The sequence below is a fragment of the Streptomyces sp. NPDC006393 genome (assembly GCF_040628575.1).
Classification (GTDB): Bacteria; Actinomycetota; Actinomycetes; order Streptomycetales; family Streptomycetaceae; genus Streptomyces.
Genome location: NZ_JBEXZD010000036.1, coordinates 41,606 through 64,329 on the forward strand (window position 1 = coordinate 41,606; position 22,724 = coordinate 64,329).

The 22,724-nt window shown below is 70.4% G+C and carries 23 protein-coding genes; 8 read left to right on the forward strand and 15 right to left on the reverse strand.

The genetic code is table 11. From position 1 onward, the window contains the following. The 8 genes from ABZ484_RS17405 to ABZ484_RS17440 all read right to left on the reverse strand — a co-directional run bounded on the left by ABZ484_RS17405 (window position 1) and on the right by ABZ484_RS17440 (window position 7,455). Window positions 1-1,233, reverse strand: a complete 1,233-nt coding sequence (locus tag ABZ484_RS17405; RefSeq protein ID WP_358866743.1) for an FAD-dependent oxidoreductase — start codon at window positions 1,231-1,233, stop codon at window positions 1-3. Window positions 1,234-1,383: 150 nt separating this feature from the next. Next, window positions 1,384-2,019: a CoA transferase subunit B gene (locus ABZ484_RS17410; RefSeq protein WP_358866744.1), complete on the reverse strand. Its 636-nt coding sequence runs from the start codon at window positions 2,017-2,019 to the stop codon at window positions 1,384-1,386. Next, window positions 2,019-2,801: a CoA transferase subunit A gene (locus tag ABZ484_RS17415; RefSeq protein WP_358866745.1), complete on the reverse strand. Its 783-nt coding sequence runs from the start codon at window positions 2,799-2,801 to the stop codon at window positions 2,019-2,021. Before ABZ484_RS17415 ends, ABZ484_RS17410 begins: the two co-directional genes overlap by 1 nt. A gap of 60 nt (window positions 2,802-2,861) precedes the next feature. Then, window positions 2,862-3,314, reverse strand: coding sequence for a nuclear transport factor 2 family protein (locus tag ABZ484_RS17420; protein ID WP_358866746.1), 453 nt, complete (start codon window positions 3,312-3,314; stop codon window positions 2,862-2,864). An 83-nt stretch (window positions 3,315-3,397) separates the two neighbouring features. Then, on the reverse strand, window positions 3,398-4,114 hold the full coding sequence (locus tag ABZ484_RS17425) for an SDR family oxidoreductase (protein WP_358866747.1): 717 nt from the start codon (window positions 4,112-4,114) through the stop codon (window positions 3,398-3,400). A gap of 88 nt (window positions 4,115-4,202) precedes the next feature. Further along, entirely contained in the window at window positions 4,203-4,706 is a 504-nt protein-coding gene (locus ABZ484_RS17430; protein ID WP_358866748.1) for a DoxX family protein, read from the reverse strand. 23 nt (window positions 4,707-4,729) lie between these two features. Beyond that, window positions 4,730-6,475 carry an FAD-dependent monooxygenase gene (locus ABZ484_RS17435; RefSeq protein WP_358866749.1) on the reverse strand — a complete coding sequence of 582 codons (1,746 nt, stop codon included), beginning with the start codon at window positions 6,473-6,475 and terminating at the stop codon, window positions 4,730-4,732. 59 nt (window positions 6,476-6,534) lie between these two features. Continuing rightward, the gene (locus tag ABZ484_RS17440; protein ID WP_358866750.1) at window positions 6,535-7,455 is read right to left on the reverse strand and encodes a VOC family protein; all 921 of its coding nucleotides are present in this window, start codon (window positions 7,453-7,455) and stop codon (window positions 6,535-6,537) included. 483 nt (window positions 7,456-7,938) lie between these two features. On the opposite strand from ABZ484_RS17440, the gene ABZ484_RS17445 reads away from it, so the two are divergent. Then, complete coding sequence (locus ABZ484_RS17445; RefSeq protein ID WP_358866751.1) at window positions 7,939-8,583, forward strand: isochorismatase family protein; 645 nt, start codon at window positions 7,939-7,941, stop codon at window positions 8,581-8,583. Window positions 8,584-8,729: 146 nt separating this feature from the next. Further along, the gene (locus tag ABZ484_RS17450; protein WP_358866752.1) at window positions 8,730-9,206 is read left to right on the forward strand and encodes a MarR family transcriptional regulator; all 477 of its coding nucleotides are present in this window, start codon (window positions 8,730-8,732) and stop codon (window positions 9,204-9,206) included. Between the two features lie 109 nt (window positions 9,207-9,315). Here ABZ484_RS17450 and ABZ484_RS17455 read toward each other — a convergent pair whose 3' ends face one another. The 4 genes from ABZ484_RS17455 to ABZ484_RS17470 form a co-directional block, all read right to left on the reverse strand. Continuing rightward, complete coding sequence (locus ABZ484_RS17455; protein ID WP_358866753.1) at window positions 9,316-10,020, reverse strand: GntR family transcriptional regulator; 705 nt, start codon at window positions 10,018-10,020, stop codon at window positions 9,316-9,318. Window positions 10,021-10,191: 171 nt separating this feature from the next. Next, window positions 10,192-11,976 carry an FAD-dependent monooxygenase gene (locus ABZ484_RS17460; RefSeq protein WP_358866754.1) on the reverse strand — a complete coding sequence of 595 codons (1,785 nt, stop codon included), beginning with the start codon at window positions 11,974-11,976 and terminating at the stop codon, window positions 10,192-10,194. A 14-nt stretch (window positions 11,977-11,990) separates the two neighbouring features. Next, entirely contained in the window at window positions 11,991-12,830 is an 840-nt protein-coding gene (locus tag ABZ484_RS17465) for a fumarylacetoacetate hydrolase family protein (RefSeq protein WP_358866755.1), read from the reverse strand. Between the two features lie 155 nt (window positions 12,831-12,985). Continuing rightward, complete coding sequence (locus ABZ484_RS17470; RefSeq protein ID WP_358866756.1) at window positions 12,986-13,405, reverse strand: SsgA family sporulation/cell division regulator; 420 nt, start codon at window positions 13,403-13,405, stop codon at window positions 12,986-12,988. 403 nt (window positions 13,406-13,808) lie between these two features. Between ABZ484_RS17470 and ABZ484_RS17475 the strand changes: the two genes are divergently transcribed. Further along, entirely contained in the window at window positions 13,809-15,041 is a 1,233-nt protein-coding gene (locus tag ABZ484_RS17475) for a hypothetical protein (RefSeq protein ID WP_358866757.1), read from the forward strand. 141 nt (window positions 15,042-15,182) lie between these two features. Continuing rightward, window positions 15,183-15,719 carry an ATP-binding protein gene (locus tag ABZ484_RS17480; protein WP_358866758.1) on the forward strand — a complete coding sequence of 179 codons (537 nt, stop codon included), beginning with the start codon at window positions 15,183-15,185 and terminating at the stop codon, window positions 15,717-15,719. 223 nt (window positions 15,720-15,942) lie between these two features. Here the strand turns inward: ABZ484_RS17480 and ABZ484_RS17485 are convergent, their stop codons facing one another. Both ABZ484_RS17485 and ABZ484_RS17490 read right to left on the reverse strand, forming a co-directional pair. Further along, complete coding sequence (locus ABZ484_RS17485) at window positions 15,943-16,407, reverse strand: hypothetical protein (protein WP_358866759.1); 465 nt, start codon at window positions 16,405-16,407, stop codon at window positions 15,943-15,945. A 218-nt stretch (window positions 16,408-16,625) separates the two neighbouring features. Next, window positions 16,626-17,084: a MarR family transcriptional regulator gene (locus tag ABZ484_RS17490; protein ID WP_358866760.1), complete on the reverse strand. Its 459-nt coding sequence runs from the start codon at window positions 17,082-17,084 to the stop codon at window positions 16,626-16,628. Window positions 17,085-17,194: 110 nt separating this feature from the next. Between ABZ484_RS17490 and ABZ484_RS17495 the strand changes: the two genes are divergently transcribed. Further along, window positions 17,195-18,127 (forward strand): LLM class flavin-dependent oxidoreductase, encoded by a 933-nt coding sequence (locus ABZ484_RS17495; RefSeq protein WP_358866761.1) that lies wholly within the window; start codon window positions 17,195-17,197, stop codon window positions 18,125-18,127. Between the two features lie 37 nt (window positions 18,128-18,164). Here ABZ484_RS17495 and ABZ484_RS17500 read toward each other — a convergent pair whose 3' ends face one another. Continuing rightward, window positions 18,165-19,190 carry a LacI family DNA-binding transcriptional regulator gene (locus ABZ484_RS17500; RefSeq protein WP_358866762.1) on the reverse strand — a complete coding sequence of 342 codons (1,026 nt, stop codon included), beginning with the start codon at window positions 19,188-19,190 and terminating at the stop codon, window positions 18,165-18,167. Between the two features lie 258 nt (window positions 19,191-19,448). Here ABZ484_RS17500 and ABZ484_RS17505 point away from each other — a divergent pair, with 258 nt between their 5' ends. The 3 genes from ABZ484_RS17505 to ABZ484_RS17515 all read left to right on the forward strand — a co-directional run bounded on the left by ABZ484_RS17505 (window position 19,449) and on the right by ABZ484_RS17515 (window position 22,674). Further along, window positions 19,449-20,807: a sugar ABC transporter substrate-binding protein gene (locus ABZ484_RS17505; protein WP_358866763.1), complete on the forward strand. Its 1,359-nt coding sequence runs from the start codon at window positions 19,449-19,451 to the stop codon at window positions 20,805-20,807. Next, complete coding sequence (locus ABZ484_RS17510) at window positions 20,804-21,736, forward strand: sugar ABC transporter permease (protein WP_358866764.1); 933 nt, start codon at window positions 20,804-20,806, stop codon at window positions 21,734-21,736. Before ABZ484_RS17505 ends, ABZ484_RS17510 begins: the two co-directional genes overlap by 4 nt. 68 nt (window positions 21,737-21,804) lie before the next feature. Further along, window positions 21,805-22,674: a carbohydrate ABC transporter permease gene (locus ABZ484_RS17515; RefSeq protein ID WP_358866765.1), complete on the forward strand. Its 870-nt coding sequence runs from the start codon at window positions 21,805-21,807 to the stop codon at window positions 22,672-22,674. Window positions 22,675-22,724 lie beyond the last annotated feature (50 nt).

Consider the following 22,724-nt stretch of genomic DNA (forward strand, 5'->3'; position numbering starts at 1 on the left):
CTAGCGGAGCGCGGCGTCCGGCGGGTGCTCCCGCAGGGCGCCGTATCCGATGAAATACGCGGGGAGGCGGCGTACCAGCGGGGATCCGGCGAGCAGACCCGCGACGCGCCGGGCCCGGTCCGCGCTGCCGAGGGGTTGCCGCCCTTGCAGGACGGGGGCGATGAATCCGGCGTGGGCGATCCGCTGGAGCGCCTGTGTCGCGACCGTGGTGGGCCGGCGCCGGCGCTGGACACCGCGCACGTCGCTCAGGCCCACGGCCCCGTCGCGCAGCGGCCGGATCAGGTGTCGGGCTGCGGCTACGGCGTCCTCCACGGCGAGGTTGATGCCGATGCCGAAGACCGGGGACATCGCGTGCGCGGCGTCGCCGATGCAGAGGAGGCCGGGGCGGTGCCAGCGGCGCAGACGGTCCAGCCGCACGTCGAGGAGCTTGACCTCGTCCCAGGAGCGCAGCACATGGGTGCGGTCGGCGATCCAGGGGACGGCGGCGGCGTAGCCGGCCCGGAAGGTCTCGAGGCCGGCGGCGCGGCGTTCGGCGTCGCTGCCCTTGGGGATGAGCGCGGCGCACTGCCAGTAGTCGCCGCGGTCGATCATCGCGGTCAGGAAGCGGTCGCCCGTGGCGCCGACGAGTCCGCTCGGGTCGTCCTCGTGCCGCGGAAGGCGGAACCACCAGGCGTCCATCGGACAGTCGAAGCGGCGCAGTCCCAGTTCCGGACGGGAGCGGGCCAGTGAACCCCGCCCGTCGCAGGCGACCGTGAGGTGGGCGCGCAGCTCCCCCGTGCCGCCGTCGGCGGTGCGGTAGCGCACCCCGGTGACCCGCCCGCGCTCGACCAGGAAGGAGGTCGCCTCGGTGCTCATCCGCAGGCGGAAGTCGGGTTCGCGGCCGGCCTCCTCGGCGAGCAGGTCCAGCAGGTCCCACTGGGGCACCATCGCCACGTAGTCGTAGCGCCCGCGCAGTACGGAGAGGTCCGCGACCGTCACCATCGACCGGTCCGCCCCGACGGGCAGCTGGACGGTGCGCACCCGCCGCTGGGGCAGCTCGGCGAAGCGCCGCGCCAGACCCAGGTCGTCCAGCAGGGCCAGCGTCGAGGGGTGCACGGTGTCGCCGCGGAAGTCACGCAGGAAGTCGCCGTGCTTCTCCAGCACCGTCACGGCGATGCCGGCCCGGGCCAGCAGCAGCGCGAGCACCATGCCCGCGGGACCGCCGCCGACCACACAGCACGTGGTCCGCTCCATCTCAGCCCTGCCTCTCAGGAGAGCAGCACTTCATCGCACATAATTCACCGGACGGTGAAAATTGTACTCCCCCATCGTCGAAAAGGCGTTCAGGGCTCACCGGTCCGCGGCTGTCCGGGTCTGCGGACCGGTGAGCCGTCCAGGGGCGCGTCAGACGTCGACGCGCAGGGGCGCGGCGGTCCGCTCGGCGACCTGGCCGGCGGTGACACCGGGGGCCGTCTCGACGAGGGCGAGCCCTTCGCCGGTGACGTCCAGGACGCCGAGGTCGGTGATGACGCGGTGGACACACCTCCGGCCGGTCAGCGGCAGACCGCACTCGGGGACGATCTTCGGGGAGCCGTCCTTGGCGGTGTGCTCCATGAGCACGATGACCCGGCGGGCGCCGTGGACGAGGTCCATCGCCCCGCCCATGCCCTTGACCATCCTGCCGGGGATCATCCAGTTGGCCAGGTCACCGCGCGCCGAGACCTGCATGGCGCCGAGGACCGCGGCGTCGATGTGGCCGCCGCGGATCATGCCGAAGGAGAGCGAGGAGTCGAAGAAGGACGCGCCCGGCCGGACGGTGACCGTCTCCTTCCCCGCGTTGATCAGGTCGGGGTCGACCTCGTCCTCGTGCGGGTACGGCCCCACGCCGAGGATGCCGTTCTCGGACTGGAGTACCACGTCCACGCCGGCCGGCAGGAAGTTCGGCACCAGCGTGGGCAGGCCGATCCCGAGGTTCACGTACGAGCCGTCCGTCAGCTCCGCCGCCGCCCGGGCGGCCATCTGGTCCCTGCTCCAGGCCATCAGCGTCGCACCGTCTCCCGTGCCCAGGGCGCGCGGACCGTGCGCCGTTCGATCTGTTTGTCCGCCGCCTGTCGCGGCGTCAGAGGTACGACCCGCTGGACGAAGACACCGGGGAGGTGGACCTCGTCCGGGTCCAGGTCGCCGGGCTCGACGAGCTCTTCGACCTCGGCGAGCGTGACGCGGCCCGCCATCGCGGCGAGCGGGTTGAAGTTCCGGGCGGAGCGGCGGAAGACCAGGTTTCCGTGGCGGTCGCCCTTCGCGGCCCGCACGAGGGCGAAGTCGGTGGTGATGCCGTGCTCCAGCACGTACGAGCGGCCGCCGAAGTCCCGTACCTCCTTGGGTGGCGAGGCGACGGCCACGGACCCGTCCGCGCCGTGACGCCACGGGAGCCCGCCGTCCGCGACCTGGGTGCCGACACCGGCCGGGGTGAAGAACGCGGGAATGCCGCAGCCACCGGCCCGCAACCGCTCGGCGAGCGTTCCCTGGGGCACGAGTTCGACCTCGAGTTCGCCGCCGAGGTACTGCCGGGCGAACTCCTTGTTCTCGCCGACGTACGAACCCGTGACGCGCGCGATCCGTCCGGCCGCCAGCAGGATGCCGAGCCCCCGGTCGTCCACGCCGCAGTTGTTGGAGACGACGCTCAGGGACGTGGCCCCCTGTTCATGGAGTGCCTGTATCAGAACGCCGGGTGTGCCGCTCAGGCCGAAGCCCCCGACGGCGAGTGTGGCTCCGTCGCCGATGTCCCGGACCGCGTCGGCGGCCGTCTCCCAGACTTTGTCCATGGGCTGGTGTTCCCTTTCATGGCATTGCGTCTCGGTACGCCCGCCGCGGCGGGCGCGCGGTCAGGAAGCGGCGTCGAGCCAGGGGTAGCGCGCGGTGTCCGCGTCGCCGTAGTCGGGGTCCAGGTGGATGTGGAGTCGCTGGATCCTGCCGTCCCGGATCTCGAAGACGTTGCAGAAGCGTCCGCCGAGTCCTTCGGTGGCACGCCATGGGGTGCCGTCGGCGAGCACACCGTGCGTGGTGCCCTCGACGACCACATGGTCGCCCTGGACGACGTAGTTGAAGTAGGCCACCTCGTGCACCACCGACCTGAACAGCACGAAGACGTCCGCGAAGAGCCGCCGGACCTCGTCGATGCCCCGGGCGGGCGCGTGCTTGGGGAAGTACACGTACGCGTCGTCGGCGAACAGGTCGGTGAAGTCGCGTCCGGCGTCCATGCGCTTGAAGTAGGCCACGGCGACGGCCTTGCGGTCCTCGCGGGCCTCGCGGGCCTCGCGGGCAGTGGTGTCGGTCATCTCGGCATCTGCTTTCGTGAAGAAGGGGCTTGGAGCCCGTGAAGCCCCCCGGGCGGGGAATTCGGGCGGTGTGTGCATGGGGATCAGACGAGGTGCATGCCCGCGTCGACGACGAGGTTGGCGCCGTTGATGCCGGGGCAGTCCAGCAGGAGCATCACCGAGGCCACGATGTCCTCGGTGGTCGGCAGACGCTTGGCGGGCGTGCGCCGGCGCATGGCCTCGAACCAGTCCCGGCGTACTTCGTCCGCCTCGTCCACCGCCGCCGTGCCGGCGACGACGCCCGGGGTGATCGCGTTCACCCGCACCGGCGGGACTTCCACGGCGAGCGAGTTGACCAGTCCGATGATCCCCGAGTTGGCCATCGAGATGGTCGTCGAGCCCGGTACGGGGCGCCACATGGACAGTCCGCTGAACATCACCACCGACGCGTCGTCGGAGAACTTCGGCAGGGCCTCGTGGACGGCCGTGGCGTACCCGACGGTCTTCATCAGGGACGTACGTGCGCAGTCGTCGGGGCGGAAGTCCGCGATGGTGTTGAAGTCGCGGTCCAGCGCGGTGAGGACGAGGTGGTCGACGACGTCCACGCCGGCGAACAGCCTGCCGATGGAGTCCCAGTCCGTCAGTTCGCACGCGGCACCGACGGCCAGGTCACCCAGGTCCTGCGCGCGCTCTTTCGCCGCCGCCTCGTCCCGCCCGGTGATGGTGACGCGCGCTCCGCGCGCCACACTGGCCCGGGCCACCTCGTAGCCGAGTCCTTTGGTGCCGCCGATGACGACGACATGACGGCCTGCTTCCACCATGGCTGGTGTTCCTTTTCTGTCGGTCGGATTCTGTCGGTCGGAGCGGGGGGTCGGAGCGGGGATGTCCGCCGGGGACGACATGGCCGAGTCACGCGGCTGTGGGCGGACGGTGCCGCGTCGCGTGGCCGACCAGGATCAGGCCGGCGACCAGGCCGAGGGCGACGGCTGCCGCGCCCCAGCGGGCGCCGGCCAGATCGTCCAGCCCCAGCGTGTGATCGAGCGACCACCGGCCTGGGCCCGTGAAGCCGAGTCCGGCCGCGAGGACCCCGTAGACGAGGGGCAGTTCGTAGCCGCCGGCCTGGGCCCAGATCCCCTTGGAGACATTGACCGAGACCGCGACCAGCATCGTGCCCAGCGCGACCGCCGCCCCCAGGACGGGCACCAGACCGAGGGCCATCGATGCGGCGGCGGTCAGTTCACAGCAGGCGGCCACTACGACCAAGGCCTTGCCAGGCCTCAGTCCCCATGACTCGAAGACACCGGCGGTGCCCGTGGGGCCGAAGCCGCCGAACCACCCGAACATCTTCTGCGCGCCATGGCCGAAGAGCAGTCCGCCGAGGAGCAGGCGCAGCAGGAGAAGACCCAGGTCCATGTCGATGATTCCCTTCGCAGTGATCAGTTGTGACCGAGAACCTGCCGCATGACCTGGCGCAGGGACCGGACGGGATCGCGGACGAGGTCCTGCGAGCGCCAGGCGATGTGCCGGTCGGGGCGTACGAGGAGGCAGCCGTCCTCGTCCACTTCTCTGAGCCGGCCCCAGTCGCCGTACACGTCGTCGTACGTCAGCCGGCGGCCCACGGGCCGGCCGGCGATCTCCACGCCCAGTTCGGCGGAGATCTCCTCGGCGGCCCGCAGCCACGGCTCGCCGCCGATGCCGGTGATCAGGGCGAAACGGTCGCCGCCGGCGAGGTCGAGGGTGGAGATCCGCCGGCCCTCGTGTTCGAGCCAGGCGTGCGGCAGGCAGGCACCGGGATGGGTCGTGGGGTGGTAGTACAGCTCGGGGTCGCGGGTGTACGACGGTTCGTCGGTCCCATCGCCGACGACGGCACCGGAGCGGTAGCGCTGTCCGAGTTCCACGCCGTGGGCGTTGAAGTGGTGGTTGTTCTCCTCCAGCACCTCCTCGAGCCGGCGGCGTCTCTTTCTGCCCTCCTCGCCCGGGCTGAAGAACTCGGCGAGTGCGGCTTTCCCCTCCTCATCGGTCTGGCCCGAGCGCACGCCGAGCACGGAGGGGATCCGGGCGACCAGGCCGACGCTCTTGAGCGCGCGGTCGATCACCTGCCTGCCGACCGGATGACGCTCGGCGTGATAGCTGTCGAGCAGCCTGTCCCCCGCCTTGCCCTGGACCGCGAGCGCGATCTTCCAGGCCAGGTTGTAGGAGTCCTGCACCGAGGTGTTGCTGCCGAGTCCATTGGCCGGCGGATGCCGATGGGCCGCGTCGCCGGCGAGGAACACGCGTCCCTTGCGGTACTCGGTGGCGATGACGTGGTTCATCTGCCACTGGCTGACGTCCTTGATCCGCACCTCGACGGAGGGGTCGCCTATGGTCGCGTGCACCCGGGCGAGCATGGCCTCTTCACTGAGGTCGATCTGCTCCACCGCGGGGTCGTACACGACGATCAGGACCCACTCGGTCCACGGTTCGATGCAGACGTAGGTGCCGGAGCCGAGCCAGAAGTCCTTGCCGGGCTGGATGGTGAAGAACAGCGTCCCGGGCCGGTGTGCCCGGTACTCGGTGAGATCCGCCTCGAGCCACACGTTGACCGCGTGGCCCAGCCCGGTCTCCCCCTCCATGGGGAATCCGAGCCGCTCGGCGACCGTGCTCCTGCCACCGTCACTGCCGATCGCATACCGCGCCTTGATCGTGTAGTTCTCCCCCGTTTTCCGGTCGCGCACCGTGCCGTACACGGCGTCGTCGTCCTGGGTGATGTCGACCAGCTCGGTGGAGAAACGGATGTCCGCCCCGTGGCTCAGGGCCGCGTCGAGGATGACCGGCTCCAGCAGGTGCTGTCCCACGTTGTGCATCTCGCACGGGCTGGCCGCCTCGTAGTCGGCCTTGCGCCGGGCACCGGTGCCCCAGGCCTTCATCCGGGCGAGTTCCTGTCCGGCGAAGCTCGTGGCCCATACGTTGTCGCCCATCGCGTCGCGCGGTACGGCGACGGTTCGGATGCGATCTTCGATTCCCAGGTCGCGATAGACCTCCATCGCGCGCTGGTTGGTGATGTGCGCACGGGGCGTGTGCGCCGTGGTCGGGTACTTGGTGACGGTGACCGCGTCGACCCCGCGGCGCGCGAGCAGCGCGGAGGCGGTCAGGCCCGCCGGCCCGGCACCGACGACCAGTACGTCGGTTTCGACTACAGGCATGGAAGCGTCGACCTCTCTGTCGGGCAATCGCTGGAGTGAGGGGATGGCGAGCACGGGATCTACGCCTGGTGTGCGCCGGTCATCAGGCCCGCGAGGTCGTCGGGATGCAGGAACGACGGGGGCGGAGGCGGTCCCCAGTTGAACAGCCCCAGGGCGCCCTCCAGGTCCTCGGGCGTCCAGAGCTGGTCGTCGACGATGCAGTCCATGTCGGAGTAGTACTCGGAGAAGTTGCCGGCGGGGTCCTTCAGGTACCAGAAGAAGTTCGACCCCGCGTGATGTCGGCCGAGCCCCCACACATGGCGTTCCGGGTGGTTCTCGAGCATCGTGAAGGCACCGCGCCCGACCTCGTCGATGTCCTCGACCTGCCAGGAGGTGTGGTGCAGGAAGTTCACGGGGGCCTTGACGACCAGGACGTTGTGGTGGTCCGTGGAGCAGCGCATGAACGCGCCGTGGCCCTTGATGGAGTCGCTGACCTTGAATCCGAGCCCGTCGGTGAAGAACCGCTGGGTGGCCTCGTGGTCGACCGAGCCCACGACGACGTGGCCGAGCTTGCGGGGCCGGACGGGGTGCTGCCGCAGGAGCCCGGGCGCTCGGCCGTCCGTGCGTTCGATGCGGCCGGGTCCGTTGTAGGGGGTGGGCGGTTCCTCGGCCTGCCGGATCCGGTCGGCGACCCGCACCACGGCGCGGAATCCCGCGACCGGCTCGTCCGTCACGAGAGCGCCGTCCTCGTGCCGGACGTCGAGCTCCAGCCGCGCGAGCCGGTGCGCGATCCGGTCGAGGTCGTCCTGATCGTCCGCGCCGATGTTCACCTCGACCAGGCGTCGCGTAGGAGCGTGCACGATCTTCAACTGCTGCCCGCCGTCGGCCGTGGTGAACCAGCCCTCGTCGTCCGGCGTCAGGCCGAACTCGGCGTAGTAGGCGGCTGTTTCCTCGACATCGGGGACTCCGATCACGAGGGAATTGAGTCGGTGGAGCGGCATCGTTCCACACTCCTTGTCGGGTGCTGAGGGGTCTCGGGCGATCGCTCCGGGACCGTTCGTCAGGCGTCTCGCGGATGCTCCGCTCTTGGCTGGGGGACTCGTCGCCCGGCGCCGGGCCGGGGGTGGTCCCGCCTCCGAGATGTCCTCCGCCCGCGCTCGCGGTATGCGCGTCCGGTGCCTGCGATCCGCGCCCATCGGCGTTCATCTCGATTCCCCATGTGTACGGCACCACATTCGGCGAGTCAATGAAGTTTCGAAAGTTATCTTGAAGTTCGCACATAAGCGCAGGCGACGAGCCCGATGCCGGGATGGCGGCCGGCCGCTTCGGAGGCCACTTCGGACACAACGGAACAGATGCGCCGCTTGCGTCGTTTTGATGCATGCGCAACCATCTACATCGTAGCGCGAACAGGCAGAGGAGCCCGGCGCGCACCAGCCGCCGGGCGCTTGTGCCGATGAGTCACCCATCCACAGGAAGACGCCATGAGCATCGAGAACAGCTACCCCAACCACCGCCTGACGCCGGAGAACACCGGCATCCTGCTGGTCGACCACCAGAGCGGGCTGATACTGGGCGTGCAGGACCACGATCAGAACGAGGTCCGGCGCAACGCCCAGGCCCTGGCGCGGGCCGCGAAGGTCTTCGGCATGCCGGTCGTGGCCACCACCTCCGCCCCTCAGGGCCCCAACGGTCCGCTCCTGCCCGAGCTGATCGCCGAACTGCCGGACGAGGCACCGGTGATCCATCGAAACGGTGAGGTAGACGCCTTCGACGACCCGGCCTTCGCGGAGGCGGTGCGGGCCATGAACCGGCCCCATCTCGTCGTCGCCGGCGTGATCACCGACGTGTGCCTGATGTTCGCGTCCCTGTCGGCCACGGCGCGCGGCTACGCCGTGCACGCGGTGCCGGACGCCTCCGGCACCACCAACGTCCTGGCCCGGGAGACCTCACTGATCCGCCTGCGGGAGGCCGGCGTCACCCTCAACTCCACCGTGGGTGTCATCTCGGAGCTGCTGCGTGACTGGAAGACCCCCGGTGGCGCCGGCACCGCCGAGATCTTCGGCACCCTCGCCATGCCCTTCTACGGGGCGGTCATGGCCGGCCACGCGGCCGCGGGCAAGGCCTGACCCCGGCCGTCTGGTTGTGACGGCCGGTCGGACCACGGCCGTCACAGCCGTCGTGCCCGCCTCGGCTCCGTCTGCGAGAATGATGTGCGCTGCAGATAGATGCATACGCACGCAAAGACGTGGCCTACGGAAGGGGGCGAGGCGGAATGCCGCGCAGCAGGCCCGCAGCGGGCAGCAGGGTGTTCAAGGTGGACGTGTGGCGATCTCTGATGGAGGTGCACAACGCCGTGCTCCGCGAGATCGAGGGTGCGCTCGCGGAACGTCACCGGCTCTCGGTCAGCGAGTTCGACACACTGGTGAACATCCCCCTCGAGGGGACCCGGCTGCGCGAGCTGAAGGACCGTGTCGTCCTGAGTCAGAGTGCCGTCAGCCGGCTGTGCGACAGACTGGAGGACCGCGGGTACATCACCCGCGCGCCGGTGGACGAGGACATGCGCGGGGCGTCGATCCAGCTGACCGAAGCCGGCCGGAAGCTGCTGCGCGGCGCGGTCCGCACCAACGCCGAGGTGGTGGAGCGCGCGTTCGCAGACCGGCTCTCGGAGGCCCAGCTGACGTCGCTGCGCGAGATCCTCGACCAGTTGCAGACGCCTGACCGCCCGGAAGCCGGCGGCACCATTCGGTGAGCCGCCGTGCGACCGCGGCACCGGGTCCCGCCGTCCTCCAGGGCCGGTGACCTGCGGTCGGCGGCGCCACACGCCCCCGACAGGCTCGCCATGGTGCAACCTCATGGCGTCACGTCGGTGACGACGAGCGATCGTGTTCCAGCCGGTCGGCGGCCGCCAGCAGGAGTTCGGTGGTGTGCCGCACATGGGCGCACAGCGCCTCCACCGCGGCCTCGGGGTCCCTGGCCAGTGCCGCGTCCAGCAGCCGACGGTGCTCGCCCGCGAGGTCCCTGCCGGGCTCGTCGCCGAGCGGCTGTGACCACCGGCGGTAGAGCTCGGCCTCGTCCCGCAGTCCGAGGGCCATCTGGAGCAGCCTCTGGTTGGCGCAGCCCGCCAGAAGCGCCCGGTGGAAGGCGGCATGCGCGGCGGCCCAGTCGTCGTCGACGCGACTGTCGTCGTCCGCGGCGGTGTACGGAGTGCGCTCCAGCGTGTGATGGGCCGCCACGAGCCCGGACTCCCAGGCGAGGTCCCCCTCGGTCACCGAGCGCCGCAGGACGAGGGCTTCCAGCTCGACCCGGGCCTCGGTGAGCTCGCTCAGCGTCTCCCGGGACAGCGGGGTCACCACGAACCCCTGGTGGGGCTCGGACCGCACCAGACCCTGCTCGGCGAGCCGCACCAGAGCCTCCCGCAGCACGCTCACGCTCACGTCGTACTGCGCGCTGAGCACGGGGAACTTCAGCCGGGATCCCGGCAGCAGGCGCCCGCTGAGAATGTCCGAGCGCAGACGCGAGCGGACGTCGTCGCTCAGCGTCTGCTTCCCGCCCTTGGTCACCATGAGCGTCAGCCTACCAGCGCTCGAATAACGTGACCGCTGTCGAAAGTCCAGGGAGCCGCCGAATGTCTTCCCGCCCATGGGGCTTTCCCTTCGGCCTTTCCCATGGGCCTTTCCCATCGGCTCCTAGGGCCTTTCCCATCGGCCTTCCCCATGGGTCTCTTCCCGTGCGGATCAGGCCACGCAGTCGCCCCGAACCGTGGGGCGGGCCAGGACCCGGTCCAGGGCGGTGCGCAGTGCGCGCTCGGGGTCGGAGTCCAGGTCGTGGCTGCGCCAGGCGATGTGCCGGTCGGGGCGGATCAGGAGGCATCCGCGGTCCCCGATCTCCCTCAGCCGTGCCCAGTCCCCCAGCACGTCCTCGTAGTCGCACCGCGGCCCGACACTGTGAGCGGGCAGCTCCATGCCGTGGTCGGCGGCGATCTTCTTCGCGGCCTGCCGCCAGGCTTCACCGCCGATCCCGGTGATCAGCGAGAAGTTTCCGCGGCCGGCGAGGTCGAGGGTGGAGACGCGCTCGGCGCCGCGCTGGAGCCAGGCGTGCGGGAGGTGGGCGCCGGGGTGGGTGGTCGGGTGGTAGTACAGCTCGGGATCGCGGTCGAAGGGCGGGTACGGTGTGCCGTCGTCGATCACCGCACGCGAGCGGTAACGCTGGCCCAGCTCCACGCCGTGGCAGTTGAACTGGTGGTTCTGCAACTCGACGGCTTCGCGCAGGGCGCTTCGGCGCCTGCGGCCGGCGTCGCTGTCGTCGAAGAGCTCCTCCAGGCCGGCCCACCCGGCCTCCGCGCTCTGCCCGGGCTTGAATCCCAGGGCCTGGGAGATCGGCAGCATGTCGGCCACGCTCTTCATCGCCCGGTCGACGACCTGCCGCCCGACCGGCCGGCGCTCCTCGTGGTAGCTGTCCAGCAGATCCGGACCGGCCTGTCCGCGCAGCACCGCGGCAAGCTTCCACGCCAGGTTGTACGCGTCCTGGACGGAGGTGTTGGAGCCCAGCCCGTTGGCCGGAGGGTGACGGTGGGCCGCGTCGCCGACGAGGAAGGCCCTGCCCTTGCGGTATTCGGCGGCGACGATGTGGTTGATCTCCCAGCGGCTGACCGCCTTGACGCGTACGTCCACCGCGGGGTCGCCGATGGTGGTGTGCGCACGGGCCAGCAGCGCTTCCTCGCCGAGGTCGGGCTCGCCGGCGGCCGGGTCGTACATGAACAGCATGACCCACTCGGTCCAGGGCTTGACGCAGACGAACGTCCCGCTGCCGACCCAGTAGTCGTTGCCGGGCCGGCACATCCAGTACAGCGCTCCGGGGCGGTGGGCGGTGTACCGCGTGAGGTCGGCCTCCAGCCAGACGTTCACGGCGGCGCCGAGTCCGGTCTCCCCCTCGAATCGGAAGCCGAGTTGCCGGGCGACGGTGGAGCGCCCGCCGTCGGCGCCGACCACGTACCGGGCGTGGACGACGTACTCGGAGCCGGTGGTCCGCTCGCGCACGGTGGCGTGGACACCTTCCGCGTCCTGGCGGATCCGCACCAGCTCGGTGGAGAAGCGGATGTCGGCGCCCGCTTCCTGGGCGGCTTCGAGGATGACCGGTTCGAGGACGTGCTGGGGCGCGTTGCACATCCGCGAAGGGCTGGCCGCCTCGTAGTCGGCCCTGCGGTCGGTGCCGGTGCCCCACGTCATCAGCCGGGCGATCTCCTGGCCGGCGAAACTGGTGGCCCAGACGTTGTTTCCCATCAGGTGATGGGGAGTGGCCAGCGCTGCCACCCGGTCCTCGATGCCGAGGTCCCGGAAGATCTCGACGGAGCGCTGGTTGGTGATGTGGGCGCGGGGCGAGTGCGCGGTGCCCTGGTACTTGGTCACCGTGACGGAGTCGACGCCCGAGCGGGCGAGGAGGGCCGAGGCGGTCAGCCCGGCCGGCCCGGCCCCGACGACCAGGACGGACGTGGTGATCTCGGTGAGGTCGTGCCCTGTCATGCCGTTCCCCTCCCTCAGGCCCGGACCATGCGGTGGCGCATCTCGCCGATGCCCTCGATGTAGGACACCAGTTCCTCGCCCTCGGCAAGGAAGCGCCGCGGGCTGCGGCCCAGGCCGACGCCGGCGGGCGTGCCCGTGAAGATCACGTCGCCGGGCAGCAGCGGCAGTACGGCGGACAGTCGGGCGACCAACTGAGGCACGGAGAAGATCAGGTCCGAGGTACGCCCCTTCTGCACCTCCTCCCCGTCGATCGCGCAACCGAGTTCGAGGTTGTCCGGGTCGGCGAACTCATCGGGCGTGACCAGGTACGGCCCCATGGGGGCGAAGCCGGGGTACGACTTGCCGAGGCTGAACTGCGGAACGGGTCCGGACATCTGGAGGTCCCGCTCGGAGATGTCCTGGCCGACGGTCAGGCCCGCCACATGCTCCCAGGCCTGGTCCTCGCCCACCTGCCAGGCGTGGCGCCCGATGACCGCGACCAGTTCGACCTCCCAGTCCACGCTGCCGTCGGGCAGGACCACTTCTGCGCGGGGACCGGCGACGGCCGACACGAACTTGGTGAAGACCGGAGGCTGCTCCGGCACGGCGAACCCGGACTCGTCGGCGTGGTCGCGGTAGTTCAGGCCGATCGCCAGGATCTGGCGCGGCCGTGGGACCGGAGCGTGCAGCTCGGACTCCTTCAGGAGCACGTCGCCCGCCGAAGGCGCCTGAGCGGCCCAGTCACGGAACTGGTCCCACCGCTCGAAGATCTCCTGGGGATCGGCGGAGAACTGGCCGCGGCTGGCCCGCTCCACGTCCGTCCATCCGGCGTCCGTCAGCAGCACCAGCCGACCGGACAGATTGGCAATACGCATCGCACACGCTCCTGGCGGTGTCGTCCTCGTCTGCTCCTGCCTTCGAAGAGCACGGAACCGTTGTATGCAGGCTCATTCGAAGAGTCAAGAGACTTTCGAAAGTTATGCGGTAATTCGCTGATCGCGCCAGGTCGCCTCCGGCCCTTCCGCCGGCCTCAGGCCGCCTCCCCGAGCAACCCGCACAATTCGACGTCAAGGTCGAGCAGCTCCGCCTCCCGGCCGGCCGGCACCACCTGATAGGTCCGCCGCAGCCACCGCTCCACCACGGCGGACGGCACCTCGAGCACGGCGCTCCCCTCGGGCGCGGACAGGGCCAGGCACAGCACGTCGCACCGCCCGTCACCCAGGACGGGCCAGATCCGTACGTCACCCTGCCCGCAGGGCCCGCGCAGGCCCTCTGCCAGCAGTTCACGGGCGAAGACCCAGGTGACCGGGTACACCTGACCGAACCGGAAGGCGACCTCCACGGCGTACGGGTCGTACGGGCTGTAGGACAGACGGGTCGGTACCGCGGTGCTGCCGCCCGGTGCGGTGACCAGGCGCATCTCGCATTGCTGCTCGACGAAGCTCTCCATGGGTGTGGATCTCTCTGTGCGTAGTTCCCCGCGCGGACGATGCCGGGGCCCGGGGCCGCTCCCTGCGGGGCCGCCGTCTCGAACAGGCCCGGATCACGCGTAAGGGCGCACACATGGGCCCCGCTCGCGGGAGGAGTCCGCCGCCGGCGCCACTTCAGGTGCCTGGCGGAGGGAGGCCTCCACTGCGGCGGCGGACCGGACACCAGGGCCGGCCGGGGTGAAGCAGCGCCGAAGCTACTCCGATTTCATACAAGATTAAACTTCTTCTCTGGTGAGGTATTTCACCCAGCGGCCCACCGGGCTCTCAAAGCGGCCGAACTCGGCACACCCCCACCGCATCGCCGCACCTCGCTGTGCCTCACGCCACTGCCCATACGGGGCCAATCGTGCAACCATCGCATTCGTGCAAGATTCAACCAAATGCCTGAAGCGACGGCCCGCGGCGGCCACGGTCCTGCGCCCGCTGCACGCGGCCCGGTCACCGCACCACCGCACGCGAGCGGTCCCCGCGCTCACCCGCGGCGCCAAAGGCCTGGTCGCGGCGCTGCTGTCGTGGGAGGTGGCGTCCTGGTGGCTGCCCGGTCAGCAGTACCTCGCCGTCGCCACGGCCCTGCTCATGGTCAACGCCCCCACCATCCACCGCTCACTCACCCAGGCCGCGCGCAGCGTGGTCACCCGGGCGGCGGGACTGTCGCTGGCCACGGCGGTGGTGTGGATGCTGGGCTCGACGGCCGGAAGCGTCGCGGCGATCCTGGCCGTCGCGCTGGTCGCGGGCGGCCGCGGCTCCGACAACCGGCTGCAGGTCGTCTCCACCGCCGTGCTCACCCTGACGGTGGCCGCGGCGGCGCCCCTCGGTCATGTCATCGCCCCTGTCCTGGCCACCCTGGCCGGTGCGGCGGCGGGCACCGCGGTCAACGCCCTCATCCTGCCGCCGCTGCACCTGGACGCCTCCGACGCATCGGTGCGCGACCTCGCCGCGGCCATGGGCTCCCTTCTGCACGACATGGCCCGCGGCCTGCGCGAACGCCGCCACGGCGACCACGCCCACACCTGGCTGGAAGCGGGCAGGCATCTGGAAGAACTCGTCACACAGGCCCACGAGGACGTCGGCCGGGCGCAGGAGAGCCTGCGCTGGAACACCCGCTGCGCCGTCCACGGCGCCCTGCACGGCCCGCACCAGCCCCCCGCCCACGCCGAGGCACTGCGCGCCCTGCACCACGTCTCCTTCCAGGTCCGCGGCATCGCCCGGACCCTGGCGGACAACGTCGACGACCGCCACACCGACCACCACCTCGGCCGCCTCTTCCTCGACCGCTACGCCACCACCCTGGAGGCAGCCGGAGAAGCGGTCACCTCCTTCGGCGCCCACGGCCCCGCCGCCGGCCCCCACAGCACGTCCGCCCGCGACCGGCTGCGACAGGGCATCGACGAGGCCACCGCCTGGCACACCACGATGACCGACCTCATCACCCACGGCACCCTCCCCGAGCCCGGCGCCTGGCACGTCTACGGATCGCTCATGACGGACATCGAACGCCTGCTGACCGACCTCGACCGCGCCGACCAGTTCACCACCGCCGCAACCACACCCCGGCCCACCGACGCACCCACGCCGTACGCGAGCACAGCCTCGTAGCAGCAGGGAATGACGCATGCGCCGCAGGGAATGATGCATGCGCAATCACTGTTGACCGCGTCGACGGGCAGCGCACCCCGGCCGCTGCCGGAAACCCGGAACCGGTGAGAGGCCGGTGGAACCGAAGAGGCTGGTGGAACAGTGACCGGCAAGGACAAGAAGAAGCAGTACCGGACGCCGGGTGCGGGTCTGCCGGTGCGGAAGGACACCGCGTCCGCGCGCCGGCCCAGGGCGTCCGTCCGCGGCCGTGCCGGCCCGGCGCTCACCTGCCCGTTGCCGCACTCGCTCGCCGCGCCGGGCAGGGCCCGGCGGCTGACCCGGCGTCTGCTGGACCGCTGGGGCCTCGACGGCGACTTCGCGGCCCGCGTGGAGGTGCTCGTCTCCGAGCTGGTCACCAATGCCGTGTGCCATGCCCTGCCGGACCTCCGCATCACCTGGCGGATGCTCTCCCGCGACGGACGGACCCACGTACGGGTGGAAGTCGCCGACGGCGGCCCGGCGCGCGGTTCATCCGTCTGTTCCGACCGCCCGTCGGACGAGCGGGGCCGGGGCACCCTCGTGATGGACGCGCTCGCCTCCGGCCACGGCATGGAACGATGCGGCACAGGTGGGACGTTGCACTGGGTGGAGGTCGCCGCACCTTGGGGAAGCACGGCGGGCCCCCACCGAACCGGGTGACAGCACCCCGTTTCACGTCTCGGAAACAGCGATCAGGGTGGCATCCATGTGCGGTCGGTCGCCCGCCGTCCCTTGCGTGCGACCCCTGACCCCGGATGCCACCCTGACTCGGACACGGCACCGCTCACGCGTGCCCGGCCGGCCGCCGGTCCCCGCCCGGGAACCGGCGGCGTCCCGCGCCCGGATGCCCCACCCGGACGCGGGAGTCGGTGATGAGGGCCTGTCAGTCGAGAACGCGGACGTCGAAGTGGCCGCCGACGTTCCAGATCACCCACGCGTCGTCGTTCCACCGGTAGAGGCGGTGACCGTCATAGCGGTAGCGGTGGTCGTGGTCGTAGCTGTACCAGTCGCGTCCGCTGTGCTCCCACCAGCGGTACCCGTCCCAGCGACGGTCGTGACCGCGGTGACCGCTCCAACGGTGGTCGTGCTCGCGGTACTGGCCCCACCAACGGCCGTCCTCCCGGTGATTGCTGCCAAGACGACGGTCGTCTGCGTCGTGGCGGTCGGCGCGCTCGCCGTGGCTGCCGCCTTCATGGTGGCTGCCGCCTTCATGGGTGACGACGGCTGCGGGGTGGCTCGTCGGCTCGGTCGCGGCCGAGGCGGAACCGCCGGCCACGAGAAGTGAGACTGCCGCGATGCCGAGCGATGCGACCGCTGTGGCGGCCCTGCGCACGAAGGTGCGACTCATGATCTTCCTCCTTGCTCGGCCCCGCTCCGCGCACGGTTCAGCCGGAGCGGGGACTGTGCCCTTCGAGTTGGGCACTGATGAACCTACGCCCGGCTTAGTTGAACGATGAACCAAATCCGCGGTGAGGTATGTCATGAGCTCGCCGCGCCCCTACCCGGGAATAGATCGCGGCTGTGAACGACGGCACTTCGGCAGCCTGGGCCGCTCACTCCCGAAAGTCAGTCGGCGCTCTTCGGAGCGACGGCCAGCGTCCGCAGTGCGCGGAGCAACTCGTCGGCACCCGAGGGAGAGAGCGGCGCGAGGAACCGGCGCTCCGCCTCTTCGCGGGCGTGTTCGGCCTCGCGCAGCCGGTCCCGGCCCGCCGGAGTCAGCTGCACGATGTTCTTCCGCCGGTCCTGGGAGCTGCGGCGGCGCTCGACGAACCCCTTCTCCTCCAGAGTGTCGACGAGCCCCACCATCGTCGTGCGGTCGACGGCCAGCCTGGCCGCCGCCTCCATCTGGGACAGCGGCCGGTCCTCGGCGAGCACGGCCAGGACCGCCAACTCGCGGCCGTCGACACCGAACGGCGTCAGCGCGTGCGCGGACGCCTCGACCCATCGCAGGTGCACGTGCTTGAGCAGATAGCCGAGGCGGGAGGCGAGGGCCTCGGGAGTTGCGTCGGTCGCGTCGCCCGTCATGCCATCACCATATCCTGTTACTGATAATCAGTGTTGCTGATTATCAACGACCCTGACAGCATGGCCGCCACCGATGACGGTGCGTCCAACCGAGGGGATTACGGGGAACCATGACGGAACATCAGCAGCACCGAGTGACGTTCGGCATCAAGACCACGCCGATGCGCGTGGCGTACGAGGACATCCTCCGGGTGTGGCAGGAGGCCGACGACCTGCCGGAGTTCGCGGACGCTTGGCTGTGGGACCACCTGATGCCGGTAGCGGGCCCCAAGGACGGACAGATCCTCGAAGGCTGGACGCTGCTGAGCGCCCTGGCCGCGCAGACCCGGCGGCTCCGGCTCGGACTGCTGGTGACGAGCAATCGGATCCGCCCGCCCGCCGTTCTGGGCAAGATCGCCACGACCGTGGACGTGATCTCCCGGGGCCGTCTGGTCATGGGCCTCGGCGTGGGCGGCACGCACCAGCCGGCCGGGGCCGGAGGCATCAACGGCGAGAACCCGGCCATCGCGGAGTACGACGGCTACGGTCTGACACTCGTCCCGCCGGCCGAGGGCATAGCCCGCCTCGCCGAGACCATCACCATCCTCAGGCGCATGTGGACCGAGGACGTCTTCGACTTCGACGGGCGCTACTACACCCTCAAGGGCAACCACAACGAGCCCAAGCCCGTCCAGCGACCCGGTCCGCCCCTGCTGGTGGGTGGCTGGGGCGACAGGACCCTGCGCCTGGTCGCCGAGCACGCGGACATCTGGAACATCCCGGGCCCGCCGCACAACACACTCGACCGCGTCATCGAGCGCGGCCGCGTCCTGGACGCGCACTGCGCGGCCATCGGCCGGGACCCCGGGACGATCGTCCGCTCGGTGCAGTACATCGTCTCGTACGACGACCCCGCCGGGGACCGCAAGGCGATCCTGGACCTCATCGCCGCCGGCCTGACGCACGTCGTGCTGAGTCTGCGCAGCCCCTACCCTTCGCAGGTCGCGCGCCGGCTGGTCGACGAGATCATCACTCCCGTGCGCGCGGAGGCCGACCGGGCCTGATGTGCCCCTTTCGGGACGACGCCGGGGATGACATGCGTCAGGCCGGCGCAGCGCCTCCCGCCGTGCTCTCCCTGACCATCAGCCGGTACGGCGCCTTCGACTCCGCGGGCGGGGGGGCCGTGCCCTCGATGACGGCGATCAGCGTGCTGACGGCGGTGTGGGCGATCCGCGCCTTGTCGGGGGCGATCGTGGTGAGCGCCGGTGAGCTGTAGCGGCCCTCCTGGATACCGTCCACACCGATGACGGCGATGTCGTCGGGGATGCGCACCCCCGCCCGGGTCAGCGCGTGCATCGCGCCGATGGCGAGCAGGTCGTTGTAGCAGAAGATGGCGTCCGGCGGGTGGGGCAGGGCGAGCAGCCGCTCCACGGCTTCGGCGCCGAAGCGGCGGTGGAAGCGGGGGGTGGGGACGACGAGGTCCTCGTCGACGGGGACACCGGCCCGATCGAGGGCCTGTCGGTAGCCGATGGTGCGCAGTTGGGCGGTCTCGCCGGTGCTGTAGGGCTGGTCGCCGATGGCGGCGATACGACGCCGGCCGAGGCCCAGCAGGTGCTCCGTGGCCTCGCGGGCCGCCGCGATGTTGTCGATCGCGACGTGGTGGAAGTCGCCGTTGAAGATGTGCTCGCCCAGGAGGACGACGGGGACCTTGTTGGTGCGGCTGCGCAGTTCCTCGGCGGAGATGGTCAGCGGGCTCAGCAGCAGGCCGTCGAACATGGTGGCCCGCGACTCGCGGCCCAGCAGTTCCCGTTCGCGTTCGCCGTCGCCGTCGGTCTGGTCGAGCATGACGACGTATCCGTGCGCGCGGGCCGCGGTGATGACCTCGCGGGCCAGTTCGGCGAAGTAGGGGACGTCGAGCTCGGGTACGACGAGGGCGATCATGCCGGTACGGCCGCGGCGCAGATTGCGGGCGACCAGATTGGGCCGGTAGGCGAGCTCCTCCAGCGCGGCCTCGACGCGGGTGCGCAGCTCGTCGGAGACGGGCACGGAGCCGTTGACCACGTTGGACACGGTGCGGATCGATACCCCGGCGCGCTTGGCGACGTCGCGCAGCGTCGTACCGGCCATTGCATTCCCCCTCGGGATGTCGCCGTCTTGGGAGTCCGGCCGAAGGCCCCGGTCGGGCGCCCTCGGCACAACTCGATGTTACCCGGGTATTGCATCGTTGCAAAAGGCGCCGCATCATCTCTGCATCGTTGCAAACGGGCGCGCGGGACCACCGTTCCGCGGCACGGTGACGCACGCCCGCGTCCGTGTGCGCGTGCGCCCTCCACCGTTCCGCGCGGCCCGCACCGGCGCCCGCCTTCACCCAGAGGAGCCGTACTCATGCCCCAACCGACCGTTCCACGCCGCCGGGTCCTGCGCGGTGCCCTCGGCGCCGGAAGCCTCGCCCTCGCGGGCCCTCTGGCGGCCTGCGCTCCGGGATCCGCCTCCTCCGAGCCGCGCAAGCTGACCGGCACGCCCGGTGCCTCGGCCAAGGGCGAGATCACCATCTGGAACCGCTCGGGCGACCTGTTCAAGGTGTTCGACAAGGCCATCGACGCCTTCCGCAAGGCCCATCCGAACGTGAAGGTGAACCACCAGGCCGTCGACATCGACGCCAAGCTCGCCAACACCCTGATCACAGGCACCGATCTGCCGGACGGCAGCTTCTGGGACGACGCCAAGATCGGCTCTCAGGCGGAGCACCTGTACGACCTGACGGACCTGATCGCGCCGTACCGCGACCGGACGTCCGCCTACAAGTTGTCGGTGAACACCGTCGACGGCCGCATCTACGGCGTTCCCTGGGACCTCGACCCGGGCCTGCTGTGGTACCGCGAGGATCTGCTGGAGGACGCCGGAGTCGACCCCGCGGGGCTGAAGACGTACGACGACCTGCTGGCGGCGGCCCGGGCGCTGAAGGAGAAGAACCCCTCGGCGCGGCCCATCCACATGGAGAAGGACCCCTTTCTCGGTCAGCTGTGGCTGGAGATGCTGGCCAATCAGCAGGGCACGTCTCTCGCGGACGCGGACGGCAAGGTACGGCTGGACTCCAAGGAGTACCGCACCGTCCTCACCTGGATCCGGGACGCCGTCGACGACGGCCTGGTCACACACGCCGAGTACCTCAAGCAGGCCGACCTGGCCGCCCTGGAGAACGGGCAGCAGGCGCTGGTGCCGTGGGCGGTGTGGTGGTCGTTCGCCCCGCAGCAGCTGCTGAAGAAGACGAAGGGCAAGTGGCGGGCCGCCCCGCTGCCGGCCTGGACCCCGGGCGGCGCGCGCAGCGGCGCGATGGGCGGCAGCAGCTTCATCATCCCGGCGAAGGCGAAGAACCCCGAACTGGCCTGGCTGCTGTACGAGTTCCTGTGCTTCGAGCAGCCCGGCTACACGGCCGTGTACGGCCCGAGCAGCGTCTACCCCGGCGGCCTGACCACCTCCGTGCCCAGCTACACGCCCGCGCGCCGTGCCGACAAGCCGCTGTTCCAGCCGGTGGCGGCGCTCGGCGGGCAGGACCTGTGGAAGGTCGCCGTGGACGCCGCCGCCACCATCCCGGCCGCCGCGCCGATCCCTGCCTGGTGGACGAAGTCGGTCGACTACCTCGGCAATAACCTCCAGCGGCTGATGGAGGGCGGCATGCGGCCCGACGACGTCATCGACGACTCCACCCGCAAGATCCAGCGCAACCTGGTGGACCGCGCGTGACACCGGCGACTCTCACCCCCGTGCGCCCGCAGCGGACGGCCCCGGCGCCGCCCCGCTCCCGCTTCCGTCGCCGCGGGCCGTTCCTCACGCCGTACGTGTTCGTCGCGCCGTTCTACGTAGTCTTCGCCGCGTTCGGCCTGTACCCGCTCGTCTACGCGCTCCAGCTGAGCTTCACCGACTGGAAGGGCGCGGGTGAGGCGCGCTTCATCGGGCTGGACAACTACACCTATCTGCTGACCAGCGAGGAGTTCTGGTCCTCGCTCGGCAACAGCGCGGTGATGTGGCTGCTGATCGTGCCCGTGCAGATCGTGGGCGGCCTGGCGGCAGCGGTGCTGCTGGCCAACGCCCGGCTGCGGCTGCGGGGCATGTTCCGGGTCGCGTTCATCGCGCCGTTCGTCACCCCCTTGGTGGCGATGGCCCAGGTGTGGATCGTGGCCTTCGACAAGGACTACGGCCTGGTGAACCATCTGCTGGGTCTGGTGGGCCTGCCCCACGTCGACTGGCTGGCGTCGACCGCGTGGGCGAAGCCGACGCTCGCGCTGCTGTTCCTGTGGAAGACCACCGGATTCGCGATCATCATCCTGCTCGCGGGACTCCAGGCCGTCCCGGCCGACGTGTACGAGGCCGCCGCGCTGGACGGAGCGTCCCGGCAACGCCAGTTCTGGTCGCTGACGCTGCCGCTGGTGCGGCGCAGCATCGCCTTCCTGATCGTGGTGCAGACGCTCGCGGTCTTCCAGATGTTCGCCGAGCCCTTCGTGGTCACCAAGGGCGGCCCGTACGGCTCGACCACCACCGGCGGCCTCTACCTCTACAACCACATCACGGCGTCCGACCTCGGGACCGGCGCCGCGAACTCCTTCCTGCTGGTGCTGCTGGTGTTCGCGCTGTCCCTGCTGTCCGTGCGCCTGCTGCGCTCCCGGGACGAGTGACCGCCATGAGCAATCGAGTGACGGCCATGAGCCGACGCCTGACCACCGCGAAAGGACGCGTGCCCCTCATGGGGAAGAGCAGCAGGAGCCTCGCCGGCCCCCGCCCCGGTCCGTTGCAGTACCTCCTGCTCATCGGCCTGGCCGTGCTGTTCGTCTATCCGATCTGGTGGGCGATCAGCAGCTCGCTGAAGCCGCCGGCGGAGATCATCCGCGACCCGCTGTCCTTCTCTCCCGGCTCGGCGACCCTGGGCAACTACCGGGCCATGCTCCACGACGTGCCGATCGGCACCGGGTTCCTCAACACGGTGCTGGTGGTGGCCGTCAAGGGCGCGATGACGATGTTCTTCTGCCCGCTGGCCGGCTACGCCTTCGCCAAGTACCGCTTCTGGGGCCGGAACCTCCTGTTCGGCGTGCTGATGCTCACGCTGATGCTGCCGACCCTGGTGCTGATCATCCCGCTGCTGCTGGAGATGAGCGAGCTGGGCTGGGTGAACACCTACCAGGCGCTGATCCTGCCCGGCAGCATCGACGCCTTCAGCATCTTCTGGATGCGGCAGACCATCGCGGCGGTCCCCGACGAACTGCTCGACGCCGGACGCGTGGACGGGGCGAGCGAGTTCGGGATCTTCGCCCGGATCGTCGTGCCGGTCATCCGTCCGGGGCTCGCCGCACTGGGCGTGCTGACCGCCATGAACGTCTACAACGACTTCGTCTGGCCCGTCGTCGCCGTCAACGACGAGAGGCACCAGACCCTCCAGGTCGTCCTGTCCACCCTCGCGCAGAACGTCACCGGCAACCGCATCGGCGCCGACTTCGCGAGTGTCTGGGGTGAACTGCTGGCCGCCGGAAGCATCGCGATGCTGCCCGTGCTGGTGCTGTTCGTCCTGCTGCAACGCCACTTCATCAACGGGATCCTCGCGGGCAGCGTCAAAGGCTGACGCACCGTCACCTGTCCCGAGCCCGCCCAGAGATCGACGATCGGAGCACC

Excerpts from the sequence above, each read along its gene's own strand:
- ABZ484_RS17405 (WP_358866743.1), bottom strand. The coding sequence starts at position 1,233 with ATGGAGCGGACCACGTGCTGTGTGGTCGGCGGCGGTCCCGCGGGCATG.
- ABZ484_RS17410 (WP_358866744.1), bottom strand. The coding sequence starts at position 2,019 with ATGGCCTGGAGCAGGGACCAGATGGCCGCCCGGGCGGCGGCGGAGCTG.
- ABZ484_RS17415 (WP_358866745.1), bottom strand. The coding sequence starts at position 2,801 with ATGGACAAAGTCTGGGAGACGGCCGCCGACGCGGTCCGGGACATCGGC.
- ABZ484_RS17420 (WP_358866746.1), bottom strand. The coding sequence starts at position 3,314 with ATGACCGACACCACTGCCCGCGAGGCCCGCGAGGCCCGCGAGGACCGC.
- ABZ484_RS17425 (WP_358866747.1), bottom strand. The coding sequence starts at position 4,114 with ATGGTGGAAGCAGGCCGTCATGTCGTCGTCATCGGCGGCACCAAAGGA.
- ABZ484_RS17430 (WP_358866748.1), bottom strand. The coding sequence starts at position 4,706 with ATGGACCTGGGTCTTCTCCTGCTGCGCCTGCTCCTCGGCGGACTGCTC.
- ABZ484_RS17435 (WP_358866749.1), bottom strand. The coding sequence starts at position 6,475 with ATGCCTGTAGTCGAAACCGACGTACTGGTCGTCGGTGCCGGGCCGGCG.
- ABZ484_RS17440 (WP_358866750.1), bottom strand. The coding sequence starts at position 7,455 with ATGCCGCTCCACCGACTCAATTCCCTCGTGATCGGAGTCCCCGATGTC.
- ABZ484_RS17445 (WP_358866751.1), top strand. The coding sequence starts at position 7,939 with ATGAGCATCGAGAACAGCTACCCCAACCACCGCCTGACGCCGGAGAAC.
- ABZ484_RS17450 (WP_358866752.1), top strand. The coding sequence starts at position 8,730 with ATGCCGCGCAGCAGGCCCGCAGCGGGCAGCAGGGTGTTCAAGGTGGAC.
- ABZ484_RS17455 (WP_358866753.1), bottom strand. The coding sequence starts at position 10,020 with ATGGTGACCAAGGGCGGGAAGCAGACGCTGAGCGACGACGTCCGCTCG.
- ABZ484_RS17460 (WP_358866754.1), bottom strand. The coding sequence starts at position 11,976 with ATGACAGGGCACGACCTCACCGAGATCACCACGTCCGTCCTGGTCGTC.
- ABZ484_RS17465 (WP_358866755.1), bottom strand. The coding sequence starts at position 12,830 with ATGCGTATTGCCAATCTGTCCGGTCGGCTGGTGCTGCTGACGGACGCC.
- ABZ484_RS17470 (WP_358866756.1), bottom strand. The coding sequence starts at position 13,405 with ATGGAGAGCTTCGTCGAGCAGCAATGCGAGATGCGCCTGGTCACCGCA.
- ABZ484_RS17485 (WP_358866759.1), bottom strand. The coding sequence starts at position 16,407 with ATGAGTCGCACCTTCGTGCGCAGGGCCGCCACAGCGGTCGCATCGCTC.
- ABZ484_RS17490 (WP_358866760.1), bottom strand. The coding sequence starts at position 17,084 with ATGACGGGCGACGCGACCGACGCAACTCCCGAGGCCCTCGCCTCCCGC.
- ABZ484_RS17495 (WP_358866761.1), top strand. The coding sequence starts at position 17,195 with ATGACGGAACATCAGCAGCACCGAGTGACGTTCGGCATCAAGACCACG.
- ABZ484_RS17500 (WP_358866762.1), bottom strand. The coding sequence starts at position 19,190 with ATGGCCGGTACGACGCTGCGCGACGTCGCCAAGCGCGCCGGGGTATCG.
- ABZ484_RS17505 (WP_358866763.1), top strand. The coding sequence starts at position 19,449 with ATGCCCCAACCGACCGTTCCACGCCGCCGGGTCCTGCGCGGTGCCCTC.
- ABZ484_RS17515 (WP_358866765.1), top strand. The coding sequence starts at position 21,805 with ATGGGGAAGAGCAGCAGGAGCCTCGCCGGCCCCCGCCCCGGTCCGTTG.